The 24,388-nt window shown below is 66.8% G+C and carries 15 protein-coding genes; 4 read left to right on the forward strand and 11 right to left on the reverse strand.

Going from position 1 to position 24,388, the window contains the following annotated elements; genetic code table 11:
* Nucleotides 1-12: 12 nt before the first annotated feature.
* Both K369_RS22230 and K369_RS22235 read left to right on the forward strand, forming a co-directional pair.
* Nucleotides 13-5,883, forward strand: a complete 5,871-nt coding sequence (locus K369_RS22230) for an MG2 domain-containing protein (RefSeq protein ID WP_036296224.1) — start codon at nt 13-15, stop codon at nt 5,881-5,883.
* 248 nt (nt 5,884-6,131) lie between these two features.
* Nucleotides 6,132-8,222, forward strand: a complete 2,091-nt coding sequence (locus K369_RS22235) for a transglycosylase domain-containing protein (RefSeq protein WP_036296227.1) — start codon at nt 6,132-6,134, stop codon at nt 8,220-8,222.
* A 121-nt stretch (nt 8,223-8,343) separates the two neighbouring features.
* On the opposite strand, the gene K369_RS22240 is transcribed toward K369_RS22235, so the two are convergent.
* From K369_RS22240 to K369_RS22270, 6 genes are all read right to left on the reverse strand, one after another.
* Nucleotides 8,344-9,336, reverse strand: a complete 993-nt coding sequence (locus K369_RS22240) for a hypothetical protein (RefSeq protein ID WP_036294342.1) — start codon at nt 9,334-9,336, stop codon at nt 8,344-8,346.
* A gap of 132 nt (nt 9,337-9,468) precedes the next feature.
* Nucleotides 9,469-10,527 carry a lipocalin-like domain-containing protein gene (locus K369_RS22245; RefSeq protein WP_036294345.1) on the reverse strand — a complete coding sequence of 353 codons (1,059 nt, stop codon included), beginning with the start codon at nt 10,525-10,527 and terminating at the stop codon, nt 9,469-9,471.
* The gene (locus K369_RS22250; protein ID WP_036294348.1) at nt 10,517-13,015 is read right to left on the reverse strand and encodes an ABC transporter permease; all 2,499 of its coding nucleotides are present in this window, start codon (nt 13,013-13,015) and stop codon (nt 10,517-10,519) included. Before K369_RS22250 ends, K369_RS22245 begins: the two co-directional genes overlap by 11 nt.
* The gene (locus K369_RS22255; protein ID WP_084570779.1) at nt 13,012-13,707 is read right to left on the reverse strand and encodes an ABC transporter ATP-binding protein; all 696 of its coding nucleotides are present in this window, start codon (nt 13,705-13,707) and stop codon (nt 13,012-13,014) included. The genes K369_RS22250 and K369_RS22255 overlap by 4 nt, the downstream gene beginning before the upstream one ends.
* A 16-nt stretch (nt 13,708-13,723) precedes the next feature.
* The gene (locus tag K369_RS22260) at nt 13,724-14,719 is read right to left on the reverse strand and encodes a TonB family protein (RefSeq protein WP_036294351.1); all 996 of its coding nucleotides are present in this window, start codon (nt 14,717-14,719) and stop codon (nt 13,724-13,726) included.
* Nucleotides 14,720-15,021: 302 nt separating this feature from the next.
* Nucleotides 15,022-15,519 (reverse strand): helix-turn-helix domain-containing protein, encoded by a 498-nt coding sequence (locus tag K369_RS22270; RefSeq protein ID WP_036294358.1) that lies wholly within the window; start codon nt 15,517-15,519, stop codon nt 15,022-15,024.
* A 76-nt stretch (nt 15,520-15,595) separates the two neighbouring features.
* Here K369_RS22270 and K369_RS22275 point away from each other — a divergent pair, with 76 nt between their 5' ends.
* Complete coding sequence (locus K369_RS22275; RefSeq protein WP_036294361.1) at nt 15,596-16,093, forward strand: PaaI family thioesterase; 498 nt, start codon at nt 15,596-15,598, stop codon at nt 16,091-16,093.
* Nucleotides 16,094-16,141: 48 nt separating this feature from the next.
* Here the strand turns inward: K369_RS22275 and K369_RS22280 are convergent, their stop codons facing one another.
* The 5 genes from K369_RS22280 to K369_RS22300 form a co-directional block, all read right to left on the reverse strand.
* Nucleotides 16,142-18,436 carry a TonB-dependent receptor gene (locus K369_RS22280; RefSeq protein ID WP_036294363.1) on the reverse strand — a complete coding sequence of 765 codons (2,295 nt, stop codon included), beginning with the start codon at nt 18,434-18,436 and terminating at the stop codon, nt 16,142-16,144.
* A gap of 75 nt (nt 18,437-18,511) precedes the next feature.
* Nucleotides 18,512-18,919, reverse strand: a complete 408-nt coding sequence (locus K369_RS22285) for a hypothetical protein (RefSeq protein WP_036294366.1) — start codon at nt 18,917-18,919, stop codon at nt 18,512-18,514.
* Between the two features lie 59 nt (nt 18,920-18,978).
* A complete protein-coding gene (locus tag K369_RS22290; protein ID WP_036294369.1) occupies nt 18,979-19,788 on the reverse strand; it encodes a class I SAM-dependent methyltransferase in 810 nt (269 codons plus the stop codon).
* A 21-nt stretch (nt 19,789-19,809) separates the two neighbouring features.
* A complete protein-coding gene (gene purD / locus K369_RS22295) occupies nt 19,810-21,084 on the reverse strand; it encodes a phosphoribosylamine--glycine ligase (protein WP_036294372.1) in 1,275 nt (424 codons plus the stop codon).
* Between the two features lie 95 nt (nt 21,085-21,179).
* Nucleotides 21,180-21,413, reverse strand: a complete 234-nt coding sequence (locus K369_RS22300) for a hypothetical protein (RefSeq protein WP_036294373.1) — start codon at nt 21,411-21,413, stop codon at nt 21,180-21,182.
* 199 nt (nt 21,414-21,612) lie between these two features.
* Here K369_RS22300 and K369_RS22305 point away from each other — a divergent pair, with 199 nt between their 5' ends.
* Nucleotides 21,613-24,315 (forward strand): sensor histidine kinase KdpD, encoded by a 2,703-nt coding sequence (locus K369_RS22305; protein ID WP_036294377.1) that lies wholly within the window; start codon nt 21,613-21,615, stop codon nt 24,313-24,315.
* Nucleotides 24,316-24,388: the final 73 nt, after the last annotated feature.

Below are 24,388 nucleotides of genomic sequence, written 5' to 3' on the forward strand. Positions count from 1 at the left end.
TCGCTCCTCGCGATGACGGGCGTCCTTTGCAGAGGCGCCCTGTCGCGCGCGCTCCTCGCTTTGCTTCTTCTCTCCGGTCTTTGCGTCTCCGCGCCGCTGCGCGCCGAGCCGGCGCCCTTCGATCAATTGCGCCGCGCCGATGGCGCGCGCATCGTGCCGGACAAATTTCTGCGCAGCTTCGATCCCATCACCATTTTCTTCGATCGCGACATCGGCCCCAAGTCCGGCGGACCGGAAGACGCGCATGAAAAATTCGCCAAGCTCTCTGGCGAGCCCGCCGGCGAATGGCGCTGGATCGGCGCGCGCGCGCTGCAATTTCGTCCGGCCGAGCCGTGGAAGCCGCTGCAGCGCGTCGACATAGAGGCGGGCGCCGCCGCGACGCGGCTCGTCGCGCTGCTGCCGACGCCCTCTTCCACCAATCCGACGGAGAGCGCCGATCCGATTGCCGATCTCGAGCAGATCACGCTCACTTTTCCCGAGCCCGTGGACATCGCCGCGCTAGCGCGGCTGCTGACGATCGAATTGCGTCCTGCGCCGGGAATCTCGCCGCTCGGCGGACAATTGTTGACGCCGAAGGACTATGACATTCGCCCGCTCGAGCGCGCCGATCGCAACGCCGCGCAGAGCGTCGCCATTCGCTTGCGCGAGTCGATAAGCGACGGGCGCGTCGCTATCTTGCGCTTGAAGCTCGCCGACGAGCCCGGTCTCGACGATGAGATATTCGAATTGCGCGCGCGTTCCGCCGCGCCTTTCGCCGTCACCGAGGCGAGCTGCGGCCGCGGCTGGAGCGACGACAAGCAGGACGGCGTGCTGCGCTGCGCCTTCGGCTACGCCGTCCCGCCGACGTCGGCTTCATCGGAGGGCGAGGAAGACTCCGCGCCCGTCTCCAATTACCAGCCCGCCAATCGGCGCAGGCTGACGTTGAGCTTCACCGAGCAGCCGGGCGAGATCGATATTTTGCGCGCGCGCGAGGCGCTGCGCATCTCGCCGCCGGTCGACGATCTCTCTGTCGAGATCGACCACAAGCGCCTCAATGTCTATGGCAAGTTTCTATCCGATCGCGTCTATGAGCTGGCGCTCGCGCCGGGCGCTCTGAACGACGTCAGAAAGCGCGCGCTCGCCTCGCGCTTCGCGCTGCGCTTCGCTTTCGATCGCGACCGGCCGGCGCTCGCATGGGACGCTGCGCAAGGGCTCGTCGAACGTTTCGGCCCGCAATTGCTGCCGCTGCGCGGGCGCGGCTATGATCGCGCCGATATTCGCATTCATGCGATCGATCCGCTCGCGCGCGACTTCTGGCCTTTCCCCAAGAGCGGCGTCGAGACGGAGGACAGCGCCGCGCCGCCGCTGCCCGGCAATGAGCCCACGCATTGGGGCGAGACCGATGCGCCGGAGGCCGAGGCGATCGCCGCGCGCATAAAGGCGCTGGGCTCGCCCGCCGTTTCCGCGCTGCTCGATCTGCCGATCCGTCGCAATGGCGCCGACGCCAAATTCGGCCTCGATCTCGCGAGCGAATTCGCCAAGATCGCCGGCGCCGGACAGCCGGGAACCTATCTCATCGGCCTGCGCGCCGTGGACGAGAAAAAGCGCCATTGGCTGCGCGCGCAAGTGACCGATCTGTCGCTGAGCGCGATAGAGGAGCGCGCGCGCGTGCGCTTCGTCGTCACCTCGCTCTCCACCGCGCAGCCCGTCTCCGGCGCGGAAGTGCGGCTCGAAGGCGTGAAGGGCGAGAAATTCGTCACGCTCGCGCGCGGGACCACCGACAATTCCGGCTTCTTCGCCTTCGATCCCGGCAAGCGCGCGGAAGCCGACGTGCGCCGCATCGTCGTGACCAAGGGCCTCGACGCGCTCGTATTGGACGCCAATGACGGCCCCTCCGAATATGCGCGCGAGAATTGGACGAAGCCGGACGGCGCCTGGCTCGTCTGGACCGCGAATCCGCAGGAGCCGCGCAGGCAAGAGCCGCGCACGCTCTGCCATGTCTTCGCCGAGCGGCCGATCTATCGGCCCGAGGAGGCAGTGCATGTAAAGGGCTTCGTGCGCGCCTATCGCGATGGCGCTCTCGCCATTGCGAAAGCCGGCGGAACGCTGGTCGTCTCCGGCCCCGGCAATCAGGAATGGCGCATTCCGGTGAAGCTCGACGCGGCGGGGAGCTTCTATCACAAATTCGATGCGCAGACGCCGGCGACCGGCGATTATTCGCTGCGCTTCGAGCCCGATGGCGCAAAGCCGAAGAAGAGCGAGACGAAAGGCGAAGACGCCGAGCCGAGCGAAAGCGCAGAGGCCGAGGGCGAAGCGGCGCAGACCGCCTCCTGCGGACAGTTTCCGTTCAAGAAGGAGGCTTATCGGCTGCCGACATTCGAGGTGGCGCTGAATGCGCCGCAGATCGTTCCGCTCGACGGCGAGTTCAATGTCGATCTCATCGCGCGCTATTTCGCCGGCGGTCTCGTTGCGGAACGGCCGGTGAAATGGCGCGCCGTGCAATTTCCGCATGTTTTTCAGCCGCCGGGACGCGAAGGCTTTCTCTTCTCGAGCGATGCGCGCTTCTCCGGCGAAGGCAAGTTCAAATCCTCGCCAGTGCTGGAGCGTGACGCGCGCACCGACGCCGGCGGCGCCTCGCGCATGACCTTCGATACGACGATAGAGCCGACCGCGCAGCCGCGCCGCTATTCGATCGAGGCGACCGTCACCGGCGACGATGGAATAGAGGTGCGCAATGTGCAGAATGTCATCGCTGTTCCGCCTTTCGCGCTCGGCGTGAAGCTGCCGCGCTATGTCGAGCGGCCCGGCGCGGTGACGCCGGAGTTTCTCGCGCTCGACGGCAAGGGCGAGGCGGTGGAAGGACTTCCCGTCACCATGCGCTTCATCAAGCGCAATTGGGCGTCGACGCTGCAGGCTTCCGATTTCGCGCAGGGCGCGGCGAAATATGTGACGCAGGTGATCGAGGATACGCTCCTCGAGCGCAAACTGACGAGCGCGAAAGAGGCGCAGAAAATCGAGCTGGAGGCGCGCGAGGCCGGCGTTTATGTCGTGCAGTTGGAAGCCTATGATCGCATCGGCCGCCGTCAGCAGGTGAGCGTCGATTTCTTCGTCGGCGGCAATACGCCCGTGACCTTCCAGCGTCCTCCGGCCTCCACCGCGACCATCACGACCGACAAGCAAGCCTATGCGCCGGGCGAGACGGCGACGCTCATCGTTCAATCGCCGTTCCAGAACGCCAAGGCGCTCGCTATCGTCGAGCAGCCCAATGGCGTGTTCGATTATCAGCTCATCGACATCGCCAATGGCTTCGGGCGCTACACGCTCGCGCTGCGCAAGGAGCAGACGCCGAAGCTCGCCGTGCATTTCCTCATCATGCGTGGACGCTTGAAGGACAGCGCGCCGGCGCCGGCCTCCAATATCGACCAGGGCAAGCCGGTGACGATCGCCGCGACCAAATGGATCGAGGTCACGCCGGTCAAGAATATCGTGACCGCGAAGCTCGATTATCCCGCGAAGGCGCGGCCGGGGCAGGAGGTGGAGGTCACGCTTCGTCTTTCCGATGATCTCGGCAAGCCGCTCGCGGGCGAAGCGACGTTCTGGATGGTGGATCAGGCGGTGCTGTCGCTCGCCAAGGAACGGCCGCTCGATCCGCTGCCGGATTTCATCGTCGAGCGTGAGACGAAGCTCGCCGCGCGCGACACGCGCAATCTCGCCTTCGGGAAGATTCCGCTGGAGGAGATTCCCGGCGGCGACGCCGGCCTCGACGAATGGGGCGTGGAAACCAATGTCAGCGTGCGCAAGAATTTCACGCCCGTGCCGATCTATCTGCCGAGCGTGAAAGTGGGCGCCGACGGAATCGCCAAAATCAAGGTGAAGTTGCCCGACTCGCTCACCGTGTTCAAGCTGCGCGCCAAGGCGGCGAGCGGCGCCGATCGCTTCGGCTATGCGACGGGCGAGATGCTCATTCGTCAGGAGCTCGTCGCGCAGCCCGTGCTGCCGCGCTTTCTGCGGCCGGGCGATGCGCTCGATGTGTCCGTGCTCGCGCGGATCGTCGAAGGACCGGGAGGCGGCGGCAGAGCCTCGATCGCCGCGGAAGGGCTGACGCTGGCGAGCAATGCGTCGCAGGCTTTCAGCTGGATCGCGAACAAGCCCGCGCGCATAGACGTCCGCGCGAGCGTGCCGGAGCCGGCGCCCGGCAAGGAGAGCGTGAAGCTGAATTTTCGCGTGGAGCGCGACGCCGACCATGCGCGCGATGCGGTGGAGATCGACTTGCCGATCAGGCCCGATCGTCTGCCGGTGCGGCGCTATGAGATCGTCGAGATCGCGCCGGGCGAGAGCAAGGCCCTCGCGGCCGCGACAGACGCCGCGCGGCTCGGCTCCTTCCGCCGTGACGTGACGATCGCCGGCGATCCCGCTCTGGTGCGGCTCGTCGCGGGATTGAACGCGCTCGTCGAATATCCTTACGGCTGCACCGAGCAGCGCCTCTCGCTGGCGCGCTCGGCGCTGGCGCTCAAAAATTTCACGCCGATTCTCTCGGCCGCGGGGCTCGAGAGTCGTCTTTCCAGCGATGTGCGCAACACGATCCGCGCGATCGATCAAGCAGTCGACGCCGATGGGCTCGTCGCCTTTTGGCCTCGCGCGCGCGGAAATGTGTCGCTCACCGCCTGGGCCTATTCCTTCCTCGTCGGCGCGGAGCGCGTGGGCGAGCCGATCGACAAGCCGCTCGCCGATCGTCTCGCCAATGTGCTGAAGCTGTCGCTGCGCTCGGATTATCCGCGCCTGCTCTCCGGCGAGGAATTGCGCGAGCGCGTCGAGGCGCTGATCGCGCTCGCCGACGGCGGCAAGCTCGACGAGTCCTATGTCGCCGAGCTGTCGCGCCACGCCGATTTCATGGCGGGCGCCAGCGTGGCGGAGCTGACGCGCGCCGCCGCGCGCGCGCAATCTGGCGATCGGCGCATCATCGACTCCTTGCTCGATTCGCTGTGGAGCCGCGTGAAGATTCTCTCGCGCAATGGCGCGCAATATTACGCAGGCCAGGCGGCGGACGGCGGCAATCCGGTCATCCTCCCTTCCGAGACGCGCTCGCTGGCGGAGATGCTGCGCGCGGTCACGGTCGCTTCGCCGTCCGACCCGCGCGCGGGCCTGCTGCGCGATGCGCTGCTGCGATTGGGCGAGGGCGACGGCTGGGGCTCGACCAACGCCACCGCCGCGGCGATCGACGCGTTGGCGGAAGTGTGGCGGCGTCCGCAATCGCCTCTGCAGATCGAGCTCTCGCAGGAGGGCGCGCCGCCGCGCCTGCTGACGCTCGACGCCAATAATCCCATCCTGCGCGAGAGCGGCGCGGCGCCTTCGGCGCTGACGATCGTCAATCGTGGAACGGCGCCGATCGTGGCGCTGGTCGAGACGCGCTACGAGCCGAAAGAGAGCGGCGCGAAGGCTCTGCCGGTGAGCGAAGGCTTCACGCTGACGCGCGACATTCTGCGCGTCGGCAAGGCGGATGCGCCTTTGGAAAAAATCGCGGCGGAGAATGGCGTCGTTAAGCTCGCCATCGGCGATGTGATCGAGGAGACGGCGGAGCTCGTCAATCCGCAGGATCGCACCCATGTCGCGATCTCGTTGCCGCTGCCGGCGGGCTTCGAGCCTTTGAACCCCAATCTCGCGACGGCCCCCGCGGAGGCGCAGCCGTCGATCGCGCTGACTTTGGCGCCGACCAGCGTCTCCTTCGGCGACGATCGTGTGTTCTATGCTTACGACCAGCTGCCGAAGGGAACTTATCGCTTCGCCTTTCGCGCAAAGGCGCAGACGGCGGGCGCCTTCACCGAGCCGCCGGGCGTCGTCGAGACGATGTATAAGAAGGGCCTGCAAGCGCAGAGCGCCGGCAAGCGCGTGGAAATCGCGAAGTGAAGAAGCTTCGCGGATTCCTTCTCCCGCTCGCGGAAGAAGGTGGCGAACGCAGTGAGCCGGACGAGGGCTTTCGCGGCCACCCGGACCCTCATCCGTCGCGCATTCGCGCGACACCTTCTCCCACGAGTGGGAGAAGGAGGAGGCCCGCGCTCTTGTCGCTATTCTTTATCATCGCGCTTCTTCCGACCGCCCTCCTCGCCCATGCCGCCCTTTCCCGCGCGCAGCTCGTCGCGCCGCGGCCGACGCCTATGGTCTATGATCGTAACGGCGCTTTTCTCACGCAGATCGGCGCGCGCGACGCGGCGCGGATCGACTATGGCTATTGGCCGTTGCGCGAAATTCCGCCGCGGGTCGCGCTCGCGACGCTCGCGCTCGAGGATCGGCGCTTCGCCTCGCACATGGGCGTCGATGCGCGCGCTCTGCTGCGCGCGGCGTGGCGCAATCTCGTCGGACGCAAGCGCCGCGAGGGCGCCTCCACCATCGCCATGCAAGTCGCGCGCATGCAAAATCCAGCGCCGCGCAGCTTTGCGGCCAAGATCACGGAGGCGGCGACGGGGATCGCGCTCGTCGCGCGCCATGGTCGTCAGGCGGTGCTCGCGCATTATCTGCGGCTCGCGCCCTATGGCAATGGCAGCCATGGAATCGCCCATGCCGCGCGTTTTTATTTCGACAAGCCGGTCGCGGATCTCTCGCTCGCGGAGATCGCTCTGCTCGCCGCCATTCCGCAATCGCCCGGCCGCATGAATCTCTTTCGTGAGAGCGGGCTCGTCCTCGCGCGGGCGCGCGCCGCTCGCGCGCTCGCCTATCTGTCGCGCGAGGCGCTCGTCGAGCCCGCGCAGATCGCGCTCGCGACACAGCAGCTCGCGAGCTTGCGTCCCGTCGGCGCGGCGCGGAGGCCGGATGCGCTGCATCTCTCGCTGCGCTATGAGGCGCTGGCGCGCGAAGGCCTCATAGCGCCCGCCTCGCCGCATGATCCGCGCATCGGCGCGACCATCGATCTCTCATTGCAGGACAAGCTCGCGCATCTTGCGCGGCGTTATCTCTCGCTCTGGCGCACCGCCGGCGCGCGGCAAGTCGCGCTGATGGTGGTGGAGCGCGGCGCGGGCGCCGTGCTCGCGGATATAGGCTCCTCCGATTATCGCGACTGGCGCGACGGCGCCATCGATTTCACCCGCGCGCTGCGCTCGCCGGGCTCGACGCTGAAGCCTTTCGTCTATGCGCTCGCATTCGAGCGCGGCGTTCTGGAGCCCACCGATCTCCTCGCCGATGTTCCAGAGGGCGCATCCGGCGTCAACAACGCCGATGGCGCGTTTCTCGGGCCGATGCTGCCGCGCCAGGCGCTCGCCAATTCGCGCAATGTGCCGGCGACCAATCTCATGCGCCGCGTCGGGCTCGAGGCGAATTTTCAATTTCTGCACGATCTCGGCCTGCATGATCTCGAGGCCCCGGCGGAATCCTTCGGCCTCGCCATGGCGATCGGCGCGCTGCCGACCAGGCTCGAGCATCTGATGCGCGCCTATGGCGCGCTTGCCGAAGATGGCGTGCTCTCCGATCTCCTCTTTGCGAAAGAGCAGCGACGGCGCCGCTCCATTCGCGTGATGTCGAGCGACACGGCGCGGCTCGTCACCTCCATGCTGGCCGATCCGCTCGCGCGCCTGCCGAGCTTTCCGCGCTATGGGCCGCTCGAATATCCTTTCGCCGTCGCGGTGAAGACCGGCACCTCGCAGGCCTATCGCGACGCCTGGACCATCGCCTATTCGCGCAAGGCCATTGTCGGCGTGTGGATCGGCCGCGGCGACGCCGGCGCGATGAATCGGCTGAGCGGCGCCGCATCCAGCGCGCGGCTCGCGCATGCGGCGCTGACGCTCATTCATGGCGCGAAGGCGGGGGAGATCGAGGCGGAATCCTTTCCGCCGCCGCAGGGCCGCGTTCCAGTGGAAATGTGTCTCGCCGGCGGGCGCAGCGACGGACGCTGCGGGGAGACGCTGGTCGAATGGGTGAGGCCGCAAATGGCGCCGCCCGCGCGCAGCGCGATGGACGTCGCCGTGCGGCCGGCTCCGCCCGACGAGACTGTCGAGCTCGCCATCACGACGCCCGAGCATAAGACGCATGTCTGGCGCAATCCAGAGCTGCCGCCGGAGCTCAATCGTCTCGCCTTGCGCGCATCGGCGCCGGGCTCTGTGGAGCAGATACTCTGGATGGTGGACGGGCGGCCGTTTCGGCTCGCCGACGCCAATGAGCCCGTCTATTGGCCGATGCTGCCTGGAACGCATCGCATTCAAGCGCGCCTGCCGCTGCGGCCCGGAGCCTCCCGCATCGTGGAAGTGACGATCGAATGAGCGAGGCGCCTCGCTTTTTCGATAATGGCGCGAGGATCGCGATCAGGAGATATTTCCGGCGATCCTCGATCTGCGCAGCGTGCTCGTCGAGTGCCATTGGCGCATGATCGCGGATAGGGCGTCACGCGCGCAGCGGCAGATGCGACATTCGCAAGAAGGCGGAGACGAGCTTCACCATCAGGCCGACGAAGCCGGAGCCGCCATAAAAGCCGGTCTTGTTGAGCTGCACATAGACATAGGCCGGCCGGTCGGAGCGATTGGTCAATTCGCAAACCAGGAAGCCTTCGCGCGCGCGCATCGATTCGAATAAAATGCCCGTCGCCTCGGCGAACTCGCGCAGGCGCGTGCGCACAGGCTTGGTCGCGAAGGCGATCGGCGCATCGTCGCTCGCCTTCGCGTCGTCAGGATGGCGCAGGCTCGTCGGGCGCAGCTTGGAGTCGATATTCTCTGTTGCTGCGATGACATTGCCGAGCGCGAAGTCTCGGCTGTCGCCGGGCGCGAGGCGCTCACACCACACCATCGTGCGGCCGGAAAGGCAGAGAATCGCCTGCCGTTCCGCGTCGTCCGTCTCTTCCGCGCGATAGACATAGGGCGCGCGCGCCCAGCTCATCGTGGCGGCGTCGCAGGGCGTCGAGCGTATCGCCACCTCGGCCGAGGAGCAGAGATAGGCGGGCTGCAGAAACTTCAGCGGCGGCGCGCCGTCGCGCGCGAGCTCGGAGAGATCGATCTTCTCGACGACATTGCCATCGCCGGCGGAAAGGAGAATTTGCCGCTGATCGGCGAGGGTGGTGACGCGGTTGAGCCGCACGTCGCCGCCGCCGCAAAAGATTTGTAAAAATGCGCTGCCCTCATTGGCGAAAAAGGAGCGCGGCAGAATCTCGTGCGGGCTCTGGCGTGGAATGGTCTTCACGCCCGGCCAGCGGCAGACGGAGCGATTGGGACGATCGAAGAAGGAGGTGTTCGGCCCCAGCGTGACGACGATGCCTTCCTGTCCTTCCAGCAAACGAAAATCGCTCTCGCCTTCGACGAGGACGGGACGATCGCGGCTGAAGAAAGGATTGCGCGCGATGGTGCGCAGGCCGAGATCGAGGAAAAATGTCGGCGATAGATACATGCGTGAAATCCCCTCGGCGGAGCGCCGCCGGATCGGGTCCAGCGCGAGCGTTGCGTCAGAAGAAAGCATCCCAGTATGGATAGAGCCGATGACATTCGGATCAAGCTTTGGCGCCGAAACGAGTCCGAAGCGTCAGTATCCCGTCATCTCGAGATAGCCGACTCCGCTCTGCGCGCCGGCGAAGGTGATCGGCCCTTCGAAATATCCGACGCCGACGCCCATGAAGCTCTGCGAATTGAGGGGCTTCGTCTCTATGTCGAGATGCAGGCTCGCCACGCGCAGGCGCCAGCGCAGCGGCAGCAGGCGGCCGGCGACGAGGCCCTGCTCCAGCGGCTCGAGGAAAATATCGTCACGCGTGAGCGCGCGCGTCGCGCCATCGGCCGTGATGAAGCTTCCCGAGACGAAGGGAAGCGTCTTGTCGCTGCGCAGACGAAAGAGCATCAGCTCGCCGCCGCCGTCGAGATGCAGCGAGAACCAGTCCCAGCCTTTCTGATCCGCTGCGAGCGGGCGGCTGCTCCATTCGTGATCCATCCAGGCGCGGCCCTTCACCTTGCGCTCGGCGCCGTCTATGGCGAGCGCGCCTTCGACGGTGAAGAAGGGCTGGCTGTAATAATATGAAGCCTGTCCGCTCTCCGATTTGCGGCTGAAGCCCGCTTCGCCATGCAGAGCGAGCGGCTTTTCGGCGGTGAGCGCGAGCGTGTAGCGAAAGCGCGGCGCGATGGCGGAGATTGTTCCGCCGGAGAGATTGGGCTCCCGCGCGGAAAAGGACCAATTGTCGATAAAGGCGCGGAATGGCGCCGCTTCGACGCTCGCCTGTCCGACGCCGCCGCGCGCGCGCGTTTCGGCGAAGAGATGCAGCGCATCCGTGGTCACGGCGGCGTGCGCGACGAAAGCTTGCGGACTGTCCCAGCCTTCGCCGTCATGCGGTGCGCGCGCGTGCCGGAACAAGGTCCATTGCGCGCCATAGGCTTTGCCGCTCTCATCCGTCAGATTGGCGGTGAGATACCACCATTCGATGCGAAACGCGGGATGCGCGCCATGATCGCGCGGAAAGACGAGCGTATGGCCCTTTTGCGGCTCGGCGAAGCCCTGCGCGTCGTCGCCGAGGCCTGCGAAGCCGGCGGCGCGCGCCGGCGCAGTGGCGCAGAGCGACAGCGCGAGGAAAAGGGCGCGCAGCGCTTCAGCGTTCATTGGCGAAGACCGCGAGCAGCGACGCCGGCGCGATGCGCGCGAGACGGCGAATGGGCAAGAGTGCGGCCAGCGCGGCGGTGAGCAACGCCAGCGCGAAGACCTCAAGCCATTGCGATGGAAAAATGTGAAAGGGCAGGCGCCAGCCGAAGGCGCGCACATTGACGATGGCGATGAGATCATAAGCGAGAGCGAGGCCGAGCGGCACGGAGACGAGCGCCGTCGCCGCCGCGAACAGCGTGACGCGCGCGAGCTCCAGCAGAGCGAGGCTGCGCCGCGAGACGCCTGCCGCCCACAGCGGCGCGAGCTGCGGGACGCGCGCCGCGGCGAGCGTGGTGAGGCTGGCGAAAAGCGCGATCGCCGAGACGACGAGCGTCAGCGCGTCGAGCGCGGCGGTGACGGCGAATGTGCGCTCGAATATGTCGGTCGAACGCTGCTTCAGCGCCGCCTGATCGATGATGCGCGCGACGCCGGCGCCGAATTCCGTTTGCAGCGCCAGCATGATTTCCGGCGCAGTCTCGGAGCGCGCGCGCAGCATATAGTCGAGCCGGCGCGCATCCGGCCAGCGCGACGAGAGCGAATCGTGATCGACGCGGAGCTGGCCTTTGGCGGCGCCGTAATCGGGATAGATTCCGACGATCTCGACGCGCCAATCGCCGGTCGGCGTCGGTATCTCCAAGGTCGAGCCGAGCGCGAGGCGAAGGCGCCGCGCGAGCTGCTCGCTGACGAGCGCGGAATCGCCGCGCGCGACGCGGCCCCAAGCGTCGGCGCGCGCTTCGAGCAGCGGAAAATGCGCGCTGAAGGTTTCGTGCGGCGGCGCGCCGACGATCTCGACGGGCCAAGAGCTTCCGGCGGACGAAGAGCCTCCGGCGGGAGTGGAGCGAAGAGTCGTCTTCGCCTTGCACAGCGGCAGGACGGCGGCGACGTCCTTACGGGCGGCGAGCCATGTCTCGATACGGCGCGCTTGCGCGTCGCTCGCGGCCTCGAAATAGATTTCCGCGACGAGGCGCTGGTCGAGCCATTGCACGAATGTGCGGCGGAATCCCTCCACCATGGAGCCGACGCCTATATTGGTGGAGAGCGCGAGCAGCAGCGCCATCAGCGCCAGCGAGAGGCCGGGAAGCTGCTGCAGCGCATCGGCGAAGAACCATTTTGCGAGCGGTCCCTGCGCGCGTCTTTCGCCGAGCCGCAGCATTGCGGCGAGCGGCAGCGGCAATGCGAGCGCGGCGCCCAGCAGCAGCCCGGCCATGGAGGCGAAGCCTGCCTCCATTCCCTCGCCCAAGAGCAGCGCCGCCGCCGCGCCTATGAGCGCGACAATGGCGAGCGCGGATTGGCGATAGAGCCAATGTCGCTGCGCCTCGCGCCAGGCGAAAGGTTGCGCAATGGCGAGCACCGGCAGGCGCAGAGTCTTGACCAGCCCGCTCGCCGCCGCGATGGCGGCGCCGAGCAGCGCCATGCCGACGCCGGAGAGCCACCAGGAGGGCGCGAGGCCGAGCGCGCCGTCGAGCTCGGCCCCATAGAGTCCCTCGAGGCTGGCGGCCATGTTGGGCAGCAGCGCGGCGGCGATGAGATAGCCGCCGGCCATTCCCGCAGCGCCGGCGAGCAGGGCGAGCAGCGTCAGCTCCGCGACCAGCGCCAATGTGAGCGCGCGCAAGGAGGCGCCGATGGCGCGCAGCGTGCGGATGATCGGCAGGCGCTGCTCGAAGGCGAGGCCGAAAGACGCATGCGCGATGAACAGGCCCACCACATAGGCCAAAAGGCCGAAGGCGGTGAGATTGAGATGAAAGCTCTCGGTGAGCTTGGCGAGTTCCGGCGCCTCATCCGCCTCCACGCGGCGAAGAGGCTCGTCAATGATGGATTCGAGCGGCGGCGCGTTCGCCGCGGGCTCCTCGGCGAGCAGCAGGCGCGACAGCCGCCCCGGCCGATGCAGCAGGTTTTGCGCGACGCCGATGTCGACGACGATCATCCCCGGCGCGAGATCTTTGGCGATGGCGAGCGGCGGTAGCCGATCGGCTTCACCGATCGTCGGCGTCGCGCCTTCGACGAGGCCGAGCGCGCGCAATGTCTGCGGCGCGATCAGCGCGCGGCCGGGCGGGCCGAGGAAGTCATTCAGATCCTCGCCCGCCGGCAGCTTGTCGCTGGAGATTTTCGGCAGCGTCAGCGGCTCGACGCCCAGCAGGCGAATGGATTTGTCGCCGAGGCGGATCGTTCCCTCGAGAAGGGGAGACGCCTTCCAGCCGGCGCGCCGCAGAGCGATGAAAACATCCTGCGCGAAAAATCCGCCGCTCGCCGCAACCAGGCTCGGCGCGCCGCCGAGGCCGAGCGCGCCGGCCGCGCGATCATAGCTGCGGCGCGCTTGATCGTTCAGCGCCGCGACGCCGCTCCACAGCGCCGTCGCCACGGCGAGGCCGACGAAGAGCGCGGCGAATTGGCCGGGGCGTCGCCGCCAATGGCTGGCGAGCGTGGCGAGCGCGTAGAAGAATTGCCTCACGGCGCCAGCCTTCCGCCTGCGAGCGTGGCGCGGCGATCGAGCCGCGCCGCGAGCCGCGCGCTATGCGTGACCATCAGCACCGCCGCGCCCGCCGTGGCGGAAAGCTCGAGCAGAAGATCGAGCACCGTGTCGCCGGTGGCTTCGTCCAGATTGCCGGTCGGCTCGTCGGCGAGCAAGAGGCGCGGACGCGGCGCCAGCGCGCGGCCGACGGCGACGCGCTGCTGCTGCCCGCCCGACAATTGCTCGGGATAGCGATCGAGCAGGGCGGCGAGGCCGAGGCGCTCGGCGAGCGCGTCGCGCCAATCGCGATCGTAGCGCCCGGCGAGCCGCGCCTGCAGAGAGAGATTATCGCCGACGGTGAGGCTCGGCACGAGATTGAACTGCTGAAACACGACGCCGAGCGTCTTGCGACGCAGCGCCGCGCGGCCTTCGTCGTCGAGCTTCGTCACTTCCGCATCGTCGATGTGAATGGCGCCGCCGTCGGCATGGTCGAGACCGGCGACGAGATGCAGCAGCGTGCTCTTGCCGCTGCCCGACTCGCCCATCAGCGCGAGGCTCTCGCCGGCGGCGAGCGCGAGGTCGACGCCGCGCAGCACGGGCAGAGGACCCTGCGGTCCGAGATAGGATTTCGAAAGTCCCGTGACGCGCAGCAGCGCGCCCTCTACTGCCGCATCACGCGCGGGCGCCGACATCACGCTCAAAACGCCCTCATTTCGGATCGAAGTGGAATTGAATGCCGCGCGGATGGCCATAGGGCGGCGCTGGGAAAGGCGCGGCGCGTCGCACGGCGGCGAGGGCGGCGTTGTCCAGCTCGGCGAAGCCGCTCGAGCGATAGACCGCCTGATGAGTGAGATGCCCGCCCTCGTCGATGAAGAACACGACGACGCCGTGATTGGGCGTCGTCTTGTTGCGCAGCGACGGAGGCACATTCATATGCCGCATGATGAGGCCGAAGAGCACGGAGAGATAGGTGGTCTTCGCCGTGCCGCCGCTGACCGGCGCGGGCTTAGAGGAGCCGGAGAGCTTGAAGTCCGGCAGCGGCTCCAGCGAGGCGAGCTGATCGGCGATGGATTTCGGCTTGGGCTCCGGCGAGGCCTTGATCTCGACCTCGCCCTGCTTGTCGTCGATGCGCGCTTCCTTTTGCGGCTCCGCCTGCTCGACGATCTCGGCGTCGGCCTTGTCCTCCTCCGCCTTGGGGGCGGCCGGCGCGGGCTCGGCCTTGACCGCCTGCTGCTTTTGCGGATCGGCGGATTTTTCCTGCGCGGGCTTGGCGGCGCGCTGCTCGTTCGGCGGCTCGCGGCGGGCGGATTTGGTCTCCTGATCCGGCGCGTCGCGATCGGCCTTCTCCTGGTTCGGCGCGCGCGGCGCGTCGAAGGCCGGCTTTTCGTCGTCGACGAGCTTTTGCGGCGGCGGCGGCTTTTGCTTCTGCTTCTCCTCCGGCTTCGGCTCCTCCTTCTCGGGTTCCGGCGGCGGCGGTTCTTGCGGCGGCGGAGGCTGCGGCGCCTCGGCGACGACCTCCAGCGGAATTTCCTGCTCTGTGGTCGGGCTCTGGCTCGACAGCAGCAATTGCTCGAGCAGAAAGGCCGCCAGGACGAGAATATGGATGAGCGCGGACAGGATGATGGGCGCGAGCCGGCGCTTCGCAGGCGCCTCGCTCGCGGGCGGCGTTGTCAGACGTTCGGCCGGGTCCGCTCTCAAGCTCATGTCAGAAGCGACATTCGAACGCCGCATTGCGGAAAAACGACGGCGAGAGCTTCGCTTTTGCGCCTGAAAGGCGCGATTTTGCGAGGATGGACGCGCCGCCCGCCTCCGTTCCGCGAGATGTTCCGGCGACGCCGGGCGCGACGATGAAAAAGCTGCGCGTCATCGAACCGGCGATCCACAAGAGACGAGAGAGCATTCACACGAAATCGGCGGCAGGTTCAACCCCCGTTCGAGCCGGCTCCGCCGCTCGAACGGGGGCGTTGGTTGCGCCGCAGCGAGAATAGCGGGCGCGGCGGCGCGCGTCATCTCGGGAGTATTTCCGAAGCCGGCGGAAAGCGGCGGCGCACCTTCTCATCGGCGCCGGGGCCGGGGACGACCTGCGCCTCCCGGGGCGCCAGAGCGGCGCCGCTCGCGCCAGTCACGCGCAGAGCGGCGATCTCCGCGCCGGTCTCCCGTTCCAGCAGGCGCAGCGGCGGTCCGGCCGGCGCCGCCCAGCGGTCGCCCCATTGCATAAGCGCCACCAGAACCGGGAACAGATCGCGGCCCTTCTCGGTCAGGCGATAGTCGCGCGGATTGCCGCGCCCCGGCACGTCGATGCGCTCCATCACGCCGCAGGCGACCAGCTTGGACAGCCGGTCGCTCAGCACATTTTTGGCGACGCCGAGATTGCGCTCGAACTCGCTGAAACGGCGCACGCCGAAAAACGCCTCGCGGATGATCAGCAGCGTCCACCATTCGCCGACGATTTCCAGCGCGCGCGCCACGGAGCAGGTCTGGGAGGGGAATTGATCGTTTCGCATCGCTTCGCCGTTTATTTAGTATCTTGACGAAACTAAATATATGCCGCAGTTTCGAAAGGCCAGAGGAGATCGCCTCATGTCCGAGGAAACGCAGACCCATGTCGCGGGAGCCTTGCCGCTGGAGCGCCTGGGCTCGATGAGTGGGCTGGAAGTGGTGAGAGCCATGGGCGAAGGTTCCTTGCCCGTGCCGCCGATCATGCTGCTTTTCGCTTTCCGTCCGGTCGAGATCGAGAGCGGGCGCGTCGTCTTCGCGGCGGCGCCGGATGAGCGGCATTATAATCCGCTCGGAACGGTTCACGGAGGCTATATCTCCGCGCTGCTCGATTCCGCCATGAGCTGCGCCGTGCATACGCTGCTGCCGCCGGGCCAGCTCTACACGACGCTGGAGCTGAAGGTGAATTTCACCCGCGCCGTGACGGCCGACGCCGAGATTCGCGCCGAGGGAAAGGTGCTGCACCAAGGCCGCAGCATCGCCACGGCGGAGGCGCGGCTCTTCGACTCGCGCGAGCGCCTGCTCGCCCATGCGACGACGACCTGCATGATCTTCGCCGCCGGCCGCACGCCGAACGGCTGAGAAGCGGGCAGGGGAGTGGCGCGGTCGCGCCTCTCCCGCCGCGTTCTTTCAGAATTTGAACTTCACGCCGCCCTGTATCGCGCGCGGCTGGCCCGCATAGATCGAGCCGGTCGAATTTTGCGCGAGCACGAAGCCGGGATTTTGAAATCCCGAAGTGAGCGAGTTGGAGATCACCGTCGCCGATGCGACATAGGTTCTGTCGAACACATTGCGCACCTCCACGAAGGCGGTGATGTTCTTCAGAAAGCCGATCGAGACGTCGCGATCGTAATGCAGGTTGAGATTGACGAGGCCATAGCCCGGTATGGTGAGCTGATTGCCATTGTCGATGAAATAGGAGCTCTTCAGCACATATTCCAAATAGGCGCCGACGCCTTTGAAGTCGCCTTGCGGAATATCGTAGCCGATGCGCGTCGTCAGCTCATGCGGAGCGACACCGGGGATTTTATAGCCCGCGCGGTTGAAGTAAGAGCTCGGCCCGCGCTGCTCGGTGAAGCTCGTGAAGATCTGATTATTGTAGGAATAATTGGCGAGCAGCCGCCATCCGTCGAAAGGCCGCCAGTCGAGCAGGAACTCCGCGCCGCGATGCGCCGAGCCCGGCGCATTATAGGTGTAGTTCTTGAGGCCGTTGCCCGGCGACTGCGTCAGCATCTCGTTCTGATACCATTCGTAGAAGCCGTTGAGCGTGACTTTCAACGTCTCCGTCGGCGTCCAGTCGAAGCCGGCGTCGAAGCCCGAGTTGCGCTGCGATTTGAGGCCGGTGTTATTGCCGTCGAGCCCCTGCTGATTGACGAAGAGGAAGCCATATTGCGGCGTTCCATAGCCGCTCGAGGCGCGCGCGTAGAATTTCCACTCGCGATCGGGCCGCCATGTCACCGAGGCTTCCGGCGCGAAATTCCAATAGGTGCGATTGGCCGGAACGGCGGTCAGCGCGCCGGAGGGATAGGAGACGGAAGAGGAAAGCGCGGCGACCTTGCTCATCTCGCTCGCGAGCGCGATCACGCCGGTCACATCCGGCGCGAGCTCCAGCTCCTCGCGGAAGCGCGCGCCGAGATTGGAATGCATGATCTCCTGCTTATTGGTGAGCAATGGCCCGAGATCGCCATTGCCCCAGCCGAGCAGATTTTGCGAATAGGTGGTGAAGCGCGTGCGATTGTACCAGACGCCGAAATTGCTCGTGAGCTGCTGGCCCTGCAGCGCGCTGTGATGGGTGAGATCGGTCGAAATGTTGATCGAGGGCGCGTCGCCATAAGTGACCGGCGTGTCGATCGGCTGATAGAAATCCTTGTCGTCATAGATGAACTGCGTGCGCAGCACGGTCTGCGCGTCTATGTCGTGCTCCCAGCGCAGGCCCAGCATGTCGCGCCGGTCATTGCGATGCCAGCCCGATTGCAGCGCGGAGACCTGCGCCGTCGCGCCATTGGTTCCGTTGAGGAAGACGGCGGTCTGTCCGCAGAGGCTGCGGCTGATCGCGTTCGCCGGAGTCGGAAGGCCGTAACAGCCGCGCTGATAGGGATTGAAGTAGAACTGATTGAGCGACATGCGCGCCGGCACATTGCCGTAGAGCTGATTATGGACCCATTTGAAGGTGAAGCGATCGGTCGGCGTCGCCTCGTAGCTCGCCTTCAAATTCACCGTCTGCGTGTTGAAATCCGTATGGGTTGTGGAGCCTTCGCCGCGCGCGTCGCTGGCGAAGAGGGCGATGTCGAAATCGCCGTATTTCTTGCCGATGGCGGTGTAATTGGTGAGATAGCCGAAGCTGCCGGCCTCATGTCCGGTCTCCACGCCGTCGATCTCCGCGCCGGTGCGGGTGCGGAAGTTAATGGCGCCGCCATTCGCCCAATTGCCGAACAGAGCGGAGGAGGGGCCGCGATAGACGTCGACGCCGGCATAGGCGTGCGGATCGGTGGAATCGGTGCGCGAGAATCCGTCCGGCTGCGTCATGGTGAAGCCGTCCTCCAGCAGCACGATATTGCGCATGGCGCCGCCGACGCGCGCGCCGGAGCCGCGGATGGAGAGCGTCATGTCACGCGGACCATTGCCCTGCTTGAAGGAGACGCCGGGGCTGTATTCGACGAGATCGCCGATGGTGACGAGCGGCGAGGTCCTGAAGTCCTCGCGCTTCACCGTGGTGAAGGTCTGTCCTGTCGGATCGCGATAGACGGGCAGCGCCTTTTTCTCGGGAGAAAATCCCGGCGCAGCGGCATTTTGTCCCGCATTGCGCGGGACGCCCTCGCCGGCGACGTCGATGGAGGGAAGCGCCTCCTGCGCCATTGCGGAGGAAAGAGACGCGATGATGAGCGCGCCGGCGGAAACGCCGCGCGAGAGAATGCTTCTGGTCATGACGGATTGTCTCCTGGCGCGGCGGCGAGCGCGCGCGGGTCTAAAGGGCGTGGCGGCAGAGCCGCAGCGGACCAATCAGGAGAAGGAGGGCGGCGCCCGCGAAAGCCACGGCGTGGTCGGCAAAGCGACGCCGGCGCGATGCGACGTGTGGGAACGCGCCGCGAAGGACGGTGCGTCGGGCGCGGGGAATTGCACGAATCCGAGCAGAATTGCGACGAAGACTGTCGCGTCGCGCCGCGCCGTGATTTGCAGGCAGCAGCAGCTCGCGCCGGCGTGCTCCTCGCCGTGGCCGGAAGCGTGATGAGAGAGCTCGCAGATTTCTTGCGTCGCGGCGGTGAGCGACGCCTCGTCGGCATGCGCTGCGCGTTGGGCGACGCCCGGCGCGGCGCTCGTCACGAGAGCGAGCAGCACGGCCAATAGGACCGCGACGCGCCCGAGAATCGGGAGCCGCCATTCGCTGAATCGCCGCCTTTGCTTCATCATTGCGGCATAATCGGCAGTCGCTCGCCACTGTCAAGCCTTCGCCCGCCGCGAAGCGCGCGTCAGGCGAAGGTCGCGCGCGTGATCGCGGGCATGCGCTCGCGGAAAAAGGCGAGGCGCAAAAGCCCTCCGAACAGCAGCGCGCGCCATCCACGATACAATCTGTAGTCGAAGTGATCCACCGTCTCGATCGCCGCCCAGCTTCGCAATGTGGGCGCGATCTCGCTGCGGTCTATGCCCCAGGGCATGGGCGGGATGGTGAAATTCGGCGTCAGCTTGCGGCCCTTCAGCGTCTCTTTCGAAAGCCAGCGCGGCACATGGTCGAACAAGAGGCTCGCCTTCGGAAAGCGCTGCGCCATGTCGCGCAGCAGCGACGCTGTTTCCTCCGGCGGAAGATACATGAACAGCCCTTGCGCCGTGACGAAGACGGGGCGCTCTCGCGGAACCTCCTCGAACCAGCGGCGGTCGAGCGCGCTCAGCGCCACATGGCGATGGCGCTCGTCGGGCTCTATGAAGCGCTCGCGTATGGCGATCGATTCCGGCAGATCGACGGTGATCCACAGCGCCTCGCCCGTGTCGGCCACGCGGAATCTATGGGTCTCCAGGCCTTCGCCGAGATTGACGATCACGCCGTCTGGATGCGCCGCCAAAAAGGCGCGCAGCGCATTGTCGAAGACGACAGCGCGATTGGCGTGCGAGGGCTGCGGCTTGCCGAAGCTCGCCTCATAATCATAGTCGAGCGCGCGATAGATTTCGACGAGCCGCGGATCATGCAGCAATCCGTTTGGCCGCAACGCCTCGCCGGCGCGATTGTGCAGCGTCCACAACATGGTTTCCGGCACGCCGGTGAGATTGGGCGCGATCTTGTCCATGCGGCCTCCTCCTCTCGCGTTTCATGTTTCGCGCGCGATCGCGCGCCAGCCTATGTCGCGGCGGCAAAAGCCCTCCGGCCAGTCGATCGCGTCGACGCCGCGATAGGCGAGTGTCTGCGCCGCCTGCGCCGTGTCGCCGAGCGCGGTGACATTGAGCACGCGTCCGCCGGCGGCGACGAGCGCGTCGCCCTCGCGCCGCGTGCCCGCATGGGTGACGAAGACGCCGTCGATCTCGCCGGCGCGCGCGAGCCCTTTTATGATCGCGCCCGTCAGCGGCGTTCCCGGATAGCCTTTCGCCGCCAGCACCACGGTGAGCGCGGTCCTCCGCGAGAAGCGCAGCGGCTTCTCCGACAGCGCGCCTATGGCGGCGGCGCGCATCAGCTCCAGCAGATCATCCTCGAGGCGCGGCAGAATCGCCTGCGTCTCGGGATCGCCGAAGCGCACATTGAACTCGATGAGCTTCGGCCCGTCCTTCGTCAGCATCAACCCGACGAAGAGCACGCCTTGAAACGGCGCGCCCATCTCGCGCATGGCGCGCAGAGTCGGCGCGACGATCTCGCGCATCACGCGCGCCTCTATCTGCGGCGTGAAGGCGGGCGCCGGAGAATAGGCGCCCATTCCGCCCGTGTTCGGCCCCGTGTCGCCGTCGCCGACGCGCTTGTGATCCTGCGCGGATGTGAAAGGCAGCGCGCGCTCTCCGTCGCAGATCACGAAGAAGGAGGCCTCCTCGCCCTCGAGCTTCTCCTCTATGACGACTTCCGCGCCCGATTTGCCGAAGGCGCCGGAAAACATGGCCGTGACCGCCGCCTCGGCCTCTTCGAGAGTCTCGGCGACGACGACGCCTTTGCCGGCGGCGAGGCCGTCGGCCTTCACCACGATGGGCGCGCCCTTCGCGCGCAAATAGGCGAGCGCTTTCTCCTCATCGTCGAAGCGCTGATAATCGGCGGTGGGAATGGCGTTGGCGCGGCAGAGATCCTTGACGAATCCCTTCGAGCCTTCGAGCTGAGCCGCGGCCTTGGACGGGCCGAAGACCGCGACTCCCTTTGCGCGCAAGAAGTCGGCGAGTCCTTCGACGAGCGGCTGCTCCGGCCCGACGACGACGAGCTCTATCCTTTTTTGCGCGCAGAAGGCCGCGACGGCGGCGTGATCCGAAACATCGAGAGGCGCGAGCTCCGCTATTTCTGCGACGCCCGGATTGCCCGGCGCGGCGTAGAGCCGAGAGAGAAGCGCGCTTTTCGAGAACGCCCGGGCGATCGCATGCTCGCGGCCGCCGGAGCCGATGAGGAGAACATTCATCCTGTGATCCGGATAATTGACGTCGGCCCTTCAATAGGGCCTCGCGCCTCCGGACGGAAGAGGGCGGCGCATCGCGGCGCCTGCGCTCTGCGATATCATGCCTTTGCGAGATCTCTGCCGCGCGGGCCGGCGTGGCGGGCCTTCATCAGACGGCGGCGGCGCAGCAGCAGGACGAGCGCCCCTGCACGGGTCGTGGGGCATTGCGCGAGTCTCGGGGCGAGCGCGAGCGTCGTCTTGCGGTCCCAGGCGCTTCGATAGATGCGCCAGGCCGCGGCATAGGCGACAGTGAGCGCAGAGCCGGCGATCGCCGTGCTGATGATCTGAAACATGCCTCGTCTCCTTTGCAAGCTCGGACGGCGGCACGATGCGTCTCCTCGCCGTAAGGAAGCCATTCGCGATTTGTGGGAGACGCATAAGGGCCTCGTAAAGATCGGGCGTGAGCGCGAGATTTCGTCGCGTCCGCGCTTGCGCGTGCGGCGCGCCTCCCGCATTTTGTCGTGACGCAGCGTGCGCGAGAGCTAAAGGACAATGGCGGAGACGGGGAGCGAATTCGAACGTCGGCCGGACCCGGACGCGCTGCTCGCGCTCGCCGATCGCGAGAAGCGCGGCAAGCTGCGCGTCTTTCTCGGCGCGGCGCCGGGCGTCGGCAAGACTTACGCAATGCTCGCCCGCGCTCGCGCCTTGAAGACCGATGGCGTCGATGTCGTCATCGGCCTCGTCGAGACGCATGGGCGCCGCGAGACGGAGGCGCTGACGGAAGGCCTCGAGATTCTGCCGCGCCGCAAGATCGAATATCGCGGCCGCACGCTCGAGGAGTTCGATGTCGACGCCGCGCTCGCGCGTCATCCCGCGCTCATCGTCGTCGACGAGCTCGCGCACACCAATGCGCCGGACAGCCGTCACCCGAAGCGCTGGCAGGATGTCGAGGAGCTGCTCGACAGCGGCGTCGATGTGTGGACCGCGCTCAATATTCAGCATCTCGAGAGTCTCGCCGACGTCGTCTCGCGCATCGCCGGCGTCGCCGTGCGCGAGACGGTTCCCGATCGCGTGCTGCAGGACGCCGCCGATGTCGTGCTCGTCGATGTGACGCCGGACGAGCTGCTGCAGCGCTTGCGAGAGGGCAAGGTCTATGTGCCCGACATGGCGCGCCGCGCCGTGCAGAATTTCTTCACGCCGCGCAATCTCACGGCGTTGCGAGAGCTGGCGCTGCGTCGCACGGCGGAGCGCGTCGACGACCAGATGGTCGATTATCTGCGGCAGAACGCGATCGAAGGGCCATGGGCGACATCGGAGCGGCTGCTCGTCTGCGTCGGCTCCGATCGTCTGTCGGAATTCGTCGTGCGCGCCGGCGCGCGCCTCGCGACCGGGCTCAATGCGCCTTGGATCGCGCTGCATCTGGAGCGCGCAGGAGAAGAGGAGCAGGACGCCGAGCGCGCGCGGCGCGTCGACGAGGCGCTGCGATTGGCCGAGCGTCTCGGCGCGACGGTGGAGCGCGTCTTTGGCCATGATCTCGCCGGCGAGGCGCTGAGATTCGCACGGCGCGAGAACATCACGCAGATCGTCGTCGGCCGCTCGCGCGCCGGTCTGCTGGCGCGGCTGTGGCGCAAATCGCTGACCGACGAGATCGTGCGGCGCTCGGACGACATCGCCGTGCAGGTCATTACCGAGAGCCGCGCGAAAGCCGAGGAGGAGCCGCGGCCGCGCAAGGCGCTTTCCGTCAATGGCGAGTTCTGGCGCGGCGTCGGCGCGACGCTCGCCTCCGTCGCTTTCGCCACATTCGTCGCGTGGCCGCTCGACGTATGGCTGCATCTTCCCAATCTCGGGATGATCTTTCTCGCCTCCGTCGTGTTCTGCGCGCTCGCCGCCGGCGTGTGGTCGGCGGTCGCGGCGTCAATTCTCTCCTTCTTCGCGTTCGATTTCTTTTTCGTCGATCCGCGCTATGAGCTCACCGTCTCGCAGGCGCACGAGTTTTTGTCGCTGCTCGTCTATACTTTCGTCGCCATAGTGACGGGCACGCTCGCCGGCCGCGTGCGCGAGCAATCGCGCGCCATGCGCGCGCGGGCGGAGGCGGCGCAATCGCTGTTCGAATTCTCGCGCAAATTGTCGAGCGCGGCCTCGCTCGACGAGGTGATGTGGGCCGCCGCCATGCATGCGCAAAAGGCGCTCGATGCAAAGAGCGCCGTGCTTCTCGCGCCGGACGACGGCGAGCTGACGATCGCCGCCGCCTGGCCGCCGATCGACCAATTGGACGCCAAGGAGGCGGGCGCCGCGCGCTGGGCCTATGAGCGCGCCGAGCCGGCGGGATTGCGCAGCGGCACGCTGCCGAACATTCGTTTCGCCTTTCGTCCGCTGGCGACGACGCGCGGCGTCGTGGCGGTGATCGGCCTCGAGCCGAAGAATGCGCAAGAGACGCCCTCGGCGCAGAATGAGCGCATGCTGACGGCGATTCTCGAGCAGACCGCCATCGCCGTCGATCGCGCGCTGCTGGTCGGGGAATCCGTGCGCGCCGCCGCGCTCGAGGAGAATGAGAAGCTGCGCACCACGCTGCTGGCCTCGCTCTCACATGATCTGCGCACGCCGCTCGCCTCCATCACCGGCGCCGTCACCAGCCTGCGCCAGCTCGGCGATCGGCTCGCGGACACGGATCGGCTCGATCTGCTCGTGTCCATAGAGGAGGAGGCGGCGCGTCTGTCGCGCTTCGTCGTCAATCTGCTCGATATGTCGCGCATCGAATCGGGCGCCCTTGCGCCGCGCCGCGAGCTCGTCGATGTCGGCGACGCCGTGCGCTCCGCGATGGAGCGCAGCCGTAAGGAGTTTCCGCAGCTGAAGGTTTCGGCGAGCCTCGCGCCCGATCTGCCGGCGATTCGCGGCGACGCCGGCCTGCTGGGGCAGATCGTGTTCAACCTGCTGGACAATGCGCATAAATACGGCGGCGGCCAGGCCTCGGTCTACGCCCGCCGCGACGGCGACGAGCTGCTGCTCACCGTGACCGACGAAGGGCCGGGCGTGAAGGCGGCCGATCTCGACCGCATTTTCGAGAAATTCTATCGCGGCGGGCGCGTCGACGGCCGCAAGGCCGGCACGGGTCTCGGCCTCTCCATCTGCCGCGGCCTCGTCGAGGCGATGGGCGGCTCTATCGTCGCGCAGAGTCCGGCCATTCGCCGCAAGGGCACGCGAATCGTGCTGCGTTTTCCCATTCCGGAGCAGCCGCGCCGCGACGCTGTGGCGTGAATGCATCATCCGTCGAAAATTAGAAAAGCGCGCCGAGAACGGCCACGTTTTCGCCGTTCATTTACGTTTTCTG

The sequence above is a fragment of the Methylosinus sp. PW1 genome, assembly GCF_000745215.1.
Lineage (GTDB): Bacteria > Pseudomonadota > Alphaproteobacteria > Rhizobiales > Beijerinckiaceae > Methylosinus.

What these genes read in the sequence shown, in the direction of transcription:
- K369_RS22275 (WP_036294361.1), top strand. Translation starts at nt 15,596, where the DNA reads ATGTCCGAGGAAACGCAGACCCATGTCGCGGGAGCCTTGCCGCTGGAG.
- purD (WP_036294372.1), bottom strand. Translation starts at nt 21,084, where the DNA reads ATGAATGTTCTCCTCATCGGCTCCGGCGGCCGCGAGCATGCGATCGCC.
- K369_RS22260 (WP_036294351.1), bottom strand. Translation starts at nt 14,719, where the DNA reads ATGAGCTTGAGAGCGGACCCGGCCGAACGTCTGACAACGCCGCCCGCG.
- K369_RS22285 (WP_036294366.1), bottom strand. Translation starts at nt 18,919, where the DNA reads ATGATGAAGCAAAGGCGGCGATTCAGCGAATGGCGGCTCCCGATTCTC.
- K369_RS22245 (WP_036294345.1), bottom strand. Translation starts at nt 10,527, where the DNA reads ATGAACGCTGAAGCGCTGCGCGCCCTTTTCCTCGCGCTGTCGCTCTGC.
- K369_RS22235 (WP_036296227.1), top strand. Translation starts at nt 6,132, where the DNA reads ATGGTCTATGATCGTAACGGCGCTTTTCTCACGCAGATCGGCGCGCGC.
- K369_RS22300 (WP_036294373.1), bottom strand. Translation starts at nt 21,413, where the DNA reads ATGTTTCAGATCATCAGCACGGCGATCGCCGGCTCTGCGCTCACTGTC.
- K369_RS22305 (WP_036294377.1), top strand. Translation starts at nt 21,613, where the DNA reads ATGGCGGAGACGGGGAGCGAATTCGAACGTCGGCCGGACCCGGACGCG.
- K369_RS22270 (WP_036294358.1), bottom strand. Translation starts at nt 15,519, where the DNA reads ATGCGAAACGATCAATTCCCCTCCCAGACCTGCTCCGTGGCGCGCGCG.
- K369_RS22255 (WP_084570779.1), bottom strand. Translation starts at nt 13,707, where the DNA reads ATGTCGGCGCCCGCGCGTGATGCGGCAGTAGAGGGCGCGCTGCTGCGC.
- K369_RS22230 (WP_036296224.1), top strand. Translation starts at nt 13, where the DNA reads ATGACGGGCGTCCTTTGCAGAGGCGCCCTGTCGCGCGCGCTCCTCGCT.
- K369_RS22240 (WP_036294342.1), bottom strand. Translation starts at nt 9,336, where the DNA reads ATGTATCTATCGCCGACATTTTTCCTCGATCTCGGCCTGCGCACCATC.
- K369_RS22280 (WP_036294363.1), bottom strand. Translation starts at nt 18,436, where the DNA reads ATGACCAGAAGCATTCTCTCGCGCGGCGTTTCCGCCGGCGCGCTCATC.
- K369_RS22290 (WP_036294369.1), bottom strand. Translation starts at nt 19,788, where the DNA reads ATGGACAAGATCGCGCCCAATCTCACCGGCGTGCCGGAAACCATGTTG.